A 7,829-nucleotide genomic window follows, 5' to 3' on the forward strand; every position below is an offset into this window, starting at 1 on the left:
GAACCCTGAACAATGCTACCGCCATACTGCGTCATGTCGCCCTGACGCGCTGCCGGTTTTCCGCTCATTTCTCATCCTTGTTTTATCGGGTTATTTGTCTGCTGACAGGCAAAACCCTACAGATTTATAAGAAAGCCTGAAGTGAGATATCCATCAGAGTGAAATAATTAGGAAAATATTTATATCACCATGATAAATATGTGATTTATTTGGAAGTAACAAACCATCAACATTTTCTGCCCTTTTTCCCATCACCAGGCCATACTGATATTTTTCCTCGCACAAAGGACTCGGCATGAAACTCGTCGGTAGCTACACCAGCCCGTTTGTACGCAAACTTTCTATTCTGTTGTTAGAAAAGGGCATAACTTTCGAATTTATTAATGAACTGCCCTATAACGCGGACAACGGCGTGGCGCAATTTAACCCGTTAGGAAAAGTGCCGGTGCTGGTGACCGAAGAGGGCGAATGCTGGTTTGATTCGCCGATCATCGCTGAATATATTGAGTTAATGAATGTCGCTCCGGCGATGTTGCCGCGCGATCCGCTGGAGTCGTTGCGGGTGCGCAAAATTGAGGCGCTGGCGGATGGCATTATGGATGCCGGGCTGGTATCGGTGCGTGAACAGGCGCGTCCGGCGGCGCAGCAGTCTGAAGATGAATTGTTACGCCAGCGGGAGAAAATCAACCGCAGTCTGGATGTGCTGGAAGGATATCTGGTCGATGGCACACTCAAAACCGATACGGTCAATCTGGCGACTATCGCCATTGCCTGTGCTGTCGGATATCTCAATTTCCGCCGCGTTGCGCCAGGTTGGTGTGTCGACCGCCCACACTTAGTCAAACTGGTCGAAAACCTGTTTAGCCGCGAAAGTTTTGCTCGCACCGAACCGCCAAAGGCTTGATGCGCGATATGTCCTCCTGACCCATCTCACGTTACAATCCGTGGTTATGTTAAACGCCCTTCTCCATGTGAGAGGGCCTTGATTAGCTAGGTTTCCTATGACAACCGAAACGCGTTCCCTCTATAGTCAACTTCCGGCTATTGATCGCTTATTGCACGATAGCTCCTTCCTTTCTTTGCGTGATACTTATGGTCACACCCGCGTGGTGGAATTGTTGCGTCAGATGCTCGACGAAGCGCGAGAAGTGATTCGTGACAGCCAGACGCTTCCTGCGTGGTGTGAAAACTGGGCGCAAGAAGTCGATGCCCGGTTGACGAAAGAGGCGCAGAGCGCGCTGCGTCCGGTGATCAACCTGACGGGAACCGTGCTGCATACCAACCTTGGACGAGCTTTACAGGCGGAAGCCGCGGTGGAAGCCGTTGCGCAGGCTATGCGTTCGCCAGTGACCCTCGAGTACGATCTGGACGACGCTGGACGCGGACATCGCGATCGGGCGCTGGCGCAACTGCTGTGCCGTATTACGGGGGCGGAAGATGCCTGTATCGTCAATAACAATGCGGCGGCGGTGTTATTGATGTTGGCGGCCACTGCCAGCGGGAAAGAGGTGGTAGTATCTCGCGGCGAATTGGTGGAGATTGGCGGCGCGTTTCGTATTCCCGATGTTATGCGTCAGGCAGGCTGCACCCTACACGAAGTAGGGACCACCAACCGCACGCACGCGAATGATTATCGTCAGGCGGTGAATGAAAATACCGCACTGTTGATGAAAGTACATACCAGTAACTACAGCATTCAGGGGTTCACCAAAGCGATAGATGAAGCGGAACTGGTGGCGCTCGGCAAAGAGCTGGATGTTCCCGTAGTGACTGATTTAGGCAGTGGCTCGCTGGTCGATCTTAGCCAGTACGGTTTGCCGAAAGAGCCAATGCCGCAGGAGTTGATTGCGGCGGGCGTCAGTCTGGTGAGCTTCTCCGGCGACAAGTTGTTAGGCGGGCCGCAGGCAGGGATTATCGTTGGTAAAAAAGAGATGATCGCCCGCCTGCAAAGCCACCCGCTGAAGCGTGCATTACGCGCGGATAAAATGACCCTCGCGGCGCTGGAAGCCACGTTGCGTCTTTATTTACACCCTGAAGCTCTGAGTGAAAAATTACCGACCCTGCGCCTGCTTACCCGCAGCGCAGAGGTCATTCAAATCCAGGCACAACGTTTACAGGCTCCCCTTGCCGCACATTACGGCGCGGAGTTTGCGGTACAGGTTATGCCATGTCTTTCGCAGATTGGCAGTGGTTCGCTGCCGGTTGATCGCCTGCCGAGCGCGGCATTAACGTTTACACCCCATGATGGACGCGGTAGCCACCTTGAGTCATTAGCCGCCCGCTGGCGTGAATTGCCAGTGCCGGTGATTGGTCGTATTTATGACGGACGATTGTGGCTGGATTTACGCTGCCTTGAAGATGAGCAACGGTTTTTGGAGATGTTGTTGAAATGATTATTGCGACTGCCGGACACGTTGACCACGGCAAAACAACCTTATTGCAGGCGATTACTGGCGTAAATGCTGACCGTCTGCCGGAAGAAAAAAAGCGCGGCATGACCATCGATCTCGGCTATGCCTACTGGCCGCAGCCGGATGGTCGCGTGCCTAGTTTTATCGACGTACCCGGTCATGAAAAGTTTCTTTCCAACATGCTGGCGGGCGTTGGTGGTATCGATCACGCGCTGTTGGTGGTGGCGTGCGATGACGGCGTGATGGCGCAGACCCGTGAGCATCTGGCGATTTTGCAGCTGACCGGTAACCCGATGCTGACAGTGGCGCTGACCAAGGCCGATCGCGTGGACGAAGCGCGTGTTGATGAGGTTGAACGCCAGGTAAAGGAGGTGCTGCGGGAATACGGTTTTGCTGAGGCAAAACTGTTTATCACCGCAGCAACCGAAGGTCGGGGAATTGATGCCCTGCGCGAGCATCTGCTTCAGTTACCAGGACGTGAACACGCCAGCCAACATAGTTTCCGCCTCGCGATCGACCGCGCATTTACCGTAAAAGGTGCCGGGCTGGTCGTCACCGGTACGGCGTTAAGCGGGGAAGTGAAGGTAGGCGATTCACTCTGGCTGACTGGTGTAAATAAACCGATGCGTGTACGTGCGCTGCATGCACAAAACCAGCCAACAGAAACCGCCCATGCCGGGCAGCGTATCGCGCTTAACATCGCGGGTGATGCGGAAAAAGAGCAGATTAACCGTGGCGACTGGCTGCTTGCCGATGCGCCGCCAGAGCCGTTCACACGGGTGATTGTCGAGCTTCAAACCCATACACCGCTGACCCAGTGGCAGCCGCTGCATATTCACCACGCCGCCAGCCACGTCACGGGACGCGTTTCACTGCTGGAAGATAACCTTGCTGAACTGGTCTTCGACACCCCGTTATGGCTGGCAGATAACGACCGCCTGGTATTGCGCGATATCTCTGCCCGCAACACGCTGGCCGGAGCGCGCGTCGTGATGCTTAACCCGCCGCGTCGCGGTAAACGTAAACCAGAGTATCTGCAATGGCTGGCTTCCCTCGCCAGGGCACAGAATGATAGCGAAGCGTTAGCCGTTCACCTGCAACGCGGCGCGGTTAATCTTCCTGATTTCGCCTGGGCGCGCCAGCTCAACGGCGAAGGGATGCGCGAACTGCTGCAACAGCCTGGCTATATTCAGGCTGGTTATAGCTTGTTGAATGCGCCGGTTGCCGCTCGCTGGCAACGGAAAATTCTCGACACATTAGCGACTTATCATGAGCAACATCGCGATGAACCTGGGCCTGGGCGCGAACGTCTGCGACGTATGGCGTTGCCAATGGAAGATGAAGCGCTAGTACTGTTGCTGATTGAAAAGATGCGCGAAAGCGGCGACATCCTCAGTCATCACGGTTGGCTGCATCTGCCGGATCACAAAGCGGGCTTCAGCGAAGAGCAGCAGGCCATCTGGCAAAAAGCAGAGCCGCTGTTTAGTGACGAGCCGTGGTGGGTGCGTGATCTGGCAAAAGAGACGGGTACCGACGAGCAGGCAATGCGCTTGACGCTAAGCCAGGCGGCGCAGCAAGGAATAATTACCGCGATCGTCAAAGATCGTTATTACCGTAACGATCGGATTGTCGAATTTGCCAATATGATCCGCGATCTCGATCAGGAGTGTGGTTCAACCTGCGCGGCGGATTTCCGCGATCGCTTAGGCGTAGGCCGAAAGCTGGCAATTCAGATTCTGGAATATTTTGACCGCATTGGCTTTACGCGTCGTCGTGGAAATGATCATTTATTGCGCGACGCATTATTATTTCCGGAAAAATAAGGAAATGATTAATTAATTTTTAAAATAAATTAATACAAATTTCTTATGATTTTAAAAAAAGCACATTGTTTAATGAATACAATGTGCTTTTTATTAGATTAATTTTGATAATTAATAATAATGATCATGTTTTCGAATGAAAATCCTCAGTAAGCTTCCCACCCTTTTTTACACTTTCAGGAGTGTGTTATGGCATCTTCAACTTTCTTTATTCCTTCTGTGAATGTCATCGGCGCTGATTCATTGACTGATGCAATGAATATGATGGCAGATTATGGATTTACCCGTACCTTAATTGTCACTGACAGTATGTTAACGAAATTAGGTATGGCGGGCGATGTGCAAAAAGCACTGGAAGAACGCAATATTTTTAGCGTTATTTATGATGGCACCCAACCTAACCCCACCACGGAAAACGTCGCCGCAGGTTTGAAATTACTTAAAGAGAATAATTGCGATAGCGTGATCTCCTTAGGCGGTGGTTCTCCACACGACTGCGCAAAAGGTATTGCGCTGGTGGCAGCCAATGGCGGCGATATTCGCGATTACGAAGGCGTTGACCGCTCTGCAAAACCGCAGCTGCCGATGATCGCCATCAACACCACTGCGGGTACGGCCTCTGAAATGACCCGTTTCTGCATCATCACTGACGAAGCGCGTCATATCAAAATGGCGATTGTTGATAAACATGTCACTCCGCTGCTTTCTGTCAATGACTCCTCTCTGATGATTGGTATGCCGAAGTCACTGACCGCCGCAACGGGTATGGATGCCTTAACGCACGCTATCGAAGCATATGTTTCTATTGCCGCCACGCCGATCACTGACGCTTGTGCACTGAAAGCCGTGACCATGATTGCCGAAAACCTGCCGTTAGCCGTTGAAGATGGCAGTAATGCGAAAGCGCGTGAAGCAATGGCTTATGCCCAGTTCCTTGCCGGTATGGCGTTCAATAATGCTTCTCTGGGTTATGTTCATGCGATGGCGTACCAGCTGGGCGGTTTCTACAACCTGCCACACGGTGTATGTAACGCCGTTCTGCTGCCCCATGTTCAGGTATTCAACAGCAAAGTCGCCGCTGCACGTCTGCGTGACTGTGCCGCTGCAATGGGCGTGAACGTGACAGGTAAAAACGACGCGGAAGGTGCTGAAGCCTGCATTAACGCCATCCGTGAACTGGCGAAGAAAGTGGATATCCCGGCAGGCCTACGCGACCTGAACGTGAAAGAAGAAGATTTCGCGGTTCTGGCGACTAATGCCCTGAAAGATGCCTGTGGTTTTACTAACCCGATCCAGGCAACTCACGAAGAAATTGTGGCGATTTATCGCGCAGCGATGTAATCATCATTTCCACAACGGCTGGCAAATTGTCAGCCGCTTTTTCAACTATCTCTGTAACCCTTGCCCGTAAATTCGTGATAGCCGTCGTAAAGCTGTTACCGACTGGCGAAGATTTCGCCAGTCACGTCTACCCTTGTTATACCTCACACCGCAAGGAGACGATCATGACCAATAATCCCCCTTCAGCACAGATTAAGCCCGGCGAGTATGGTTTCCCCCTCAAGTTAAAAGCCCGCTATGACAACTTTATTGGCGGCGAATGGGTAGCCCCTGCCGATGGTGAGTATTACCAGAACCTGACGCCGGTGACTGGGCAGCTGCTGTGCGAAGTGGCGTCTTCGGGCAAACGAGACATCGATCTGGCGCTAGATGCTGCGCACAAAGTGAAAGATAAATGGGCGCACACCTCGGTGCAGGATCGCGCGGCGATTCTGTTTAAGATTGCCGATCGAATGGAACAAAACCTCGAGCTGTTAGCGACAGCTGAAACCTGGGATAACGGCAAACCCATTCGCGAAACCAGTGCTGCCGACGTGCCGCTGGCGATTGATCATTTTCGCTATTTCGCCTCGTGTATTCGGGCGCAGGAAGGTGGGATCAGTGAAGTTGATAGCGAAACCGTGGCCTATCATTTCCATGAACCGTTAGGCGTGGTGGGGCAGATTATCCCGTGGAACTTCCCGCTGCTGATGGCGAGCTGGAAAATGGCTCCCGCGCTGGCGGCGGGCAACTGTGTGGTGCTGAAACCCGCACGTCTTACCCCGCTTTCTGTACTGCTGCTAATGGAAATTGTCGGTGATTTACTGCCGCCGGGCGTGGTGAACGTGGTCAATGGCGCAGGTGGGGAAATTGGCGAATATCTGGCGACCTCGAAACGCATCGCCAAAGTGGCGTTTACCGGCTCAACGGAAGTGGGCCAACAAATTATGCAATACGCAACGCAAAACATTATTCCGGTGACGCTGGAGTTGGGCGGTAAGTCGCCAAATATCTTCTTTGCTGATGTGATGGATGAAGAAGATGCCTTTTTCGATAAAGCGCTGGAAGGCTTTGCACTGTTTGCCTTTAACCAGGGCGAAGTTTGCACCTGTCCGAGTCGTGCTTTAGTGCAGGAATCTATCTACGAACGCTTTATGGAACGCGCCATCCGCCGTGTCGAAAGCATTCGTAGCGGTAACCCGCTCGACAGCGTGACGCAAATGGGCGCGCAGGTTTCTCACGGGCAACTGGAAACCATCCTCAACTACATTGATATCGGTAAAAAAGAGGGCGCTGACGTGCTCACAGGCGGGCGGCGCAAGCTGCTGGAAGGTGAACTGAAAGACGGCTACTACCTCGAACCGACGATTCTGTTTGGTCAGAACAATATGCGGGTGTTCCAGGAGGAGATTTTTGGCCCGGTGCTGGCGGTGACCACCTTCAAAACGATGGAAGAAGCGCTGGAGCTGGCGAACGATACGCAATATGGCCTGGGCGCGGGCGTCTGGAGCCGCAACGGTAATCTGGCCTATAAGATGGGGCGCGGCATACAGGCTGGGCGCGTGTGGACCAACTGTTATCACGCTTACCCGGCACATGCGGCGTTTGGTGGCTACAAACAATCAGGTATCGGTCGCGAAACCCACAAGATGATGCTGGAGCATTACCAGCAAACCAAGTGCCTGCTGGTGAGCTACTCGGATAAACCGTTGGGGCTGTTCTGATATAAGAAGCTGGTCGCATTGGGTATTCATTGCCTGATGTGACGCTTACGCGTCTTATCATGCCTACGGGAACCTGACCGTAGGCCGGATAAGGCGTACACGCCGCATCCGGCATAAACAAAGCGCACGTTGTTACAATTTACGTTTTAAACCTACGTGCGCAATAATCCAGACTACGCCAACAGAAGTGCGTTTCTGGGGCGTGTTTTGTCAGGAGTTTAATCTCGCGTTTCGATGGTGAGCGGGCGAACTAGGCCGTAAATCACCATTGGTGATCCGAGGCCAATCAGCAATAAACGGTAGGTAATGACTCCAACTTACTGATAGTGTTTTATGTTCAGATAATGCCCGATGACCTTGTCATGCAGCTCCACCGATTTTGAGAACGACAGTGACTTCCGTCCCAGCCTTGCCAGATGTTGTCTCAGATTCAGATTATGTCGCTCAATGCGCTGAGTGTAACGCTTGCTGATAACGTGCAGCTTTCCCTTCAGGCGTGATTCATACAGCGGCCAGCCATCCGTCATCCATACCACGACCTCAAAGGCCGA

At 52.6% G+C, this 7,829-nt stretch carries 7 protein-coding genes; 5 read left to right on the forward strand and 2 right to left on the reverse strand.

Annotated elements, in window-relative coordinates; translation table 11 throughout:
* Positions 1–68 (reverse strand): hypothetical protein (locus BHE85_RS28365; protein WP_250322613.1); only part of this gene is annotated, 68 nt, incomplete at its 3' end.
* 227 nt (positions 69–295) lie between these two features.
* Between BHE85_RS28365 and BHE85_RS07305 the strand changes: the two genes are divergently transcribed.
* From BHE85_RS07305 to aldB, 5 genes are all read left to right on the forward strand, one after another.
* The gene (locus BHE85_RS07305; RefSeq protein WP_000779792.1) at positions 296–904 is read left to right on the forward strand and encodes a glutathione S-transferase; all 609 of its coding nucleotides are present in this window, start codon (positions 296–298) and stop codon (positions 902–904) included.
* A gap of 97 nt (positions 905–1,001) precedes the next feature.
* The gene (gene selA / locus BHE85_RS07310) at positions 1,002–2,393 is read left to right on the forward strand and encodes an L-seryl-tRNA(Sec) selenium transferase (RefSeq protein ID WP_000206228.1); all 1,392 of its coding nucleotides are present in this window, start codon (positions 1,002–1,004) and stop codon (positions 2,391–2,393) included.
* Positions 2,390–4,234, forward strand: coding sequence for a selenocysteine-specific translation elongation factor (gene selB / locus BHE85_RS07315; protein ID WP_000582498.1), 1,845 nt, complete (start codon positions 2,390–2,392; stop codon positions 4,232–4,234). The genes selA and selB overlap by 4 nt, the downstream gene beginning before the upstream one ends.
* Before the next feature lie 189 nt (positions 4,235–4,423).
* On the forward strand, positions 4,424–5,575 hold the full coding sequence (gene yiaY, locus BHE85_RS07320) for an L-threonine dehydrogenase (RefSeq protein WP_000168713.1): 1,152 nt from the start codon (positions 4,424–4,426) through the stop codon (positions 5,573–5,575).
* A 164-nt stretch (positions 5,576–5,739) separates the two neighbouring features.
* Entirely contained in the window at positions 5,740–7,278 is a 1,539-nt protein-coding gene (gene aldB / locus BHE85_RS07325; RefSeq protein WP_000183978.1) for an aldehyde dehydrogenase AldB, read from the forward strand.
* Between the two features lie 317 nt (positions 7,279–7,595).
* On the opposite strand, the gene BHE85_RS07335 is transcribed toward aldB, so the two are convergent.
* The coding region (locus BHE85_RS07335; RefSeq protein ID WP_001393844.1) for an IS1 family transposase at positions 7,596–7,829 on the reverse strand (234 nt) is incomplete at its 5' end.

Origin of the sequence: Shigella sp. FC1567, assembly GCF_001743015.1 — a bacterium.
GTDB lineage: Bacteria > Pseudomonadota > Gammaproteobacteria > Enterobacterales > Enterobacteriaceae > Escherichia > Escherichia coli.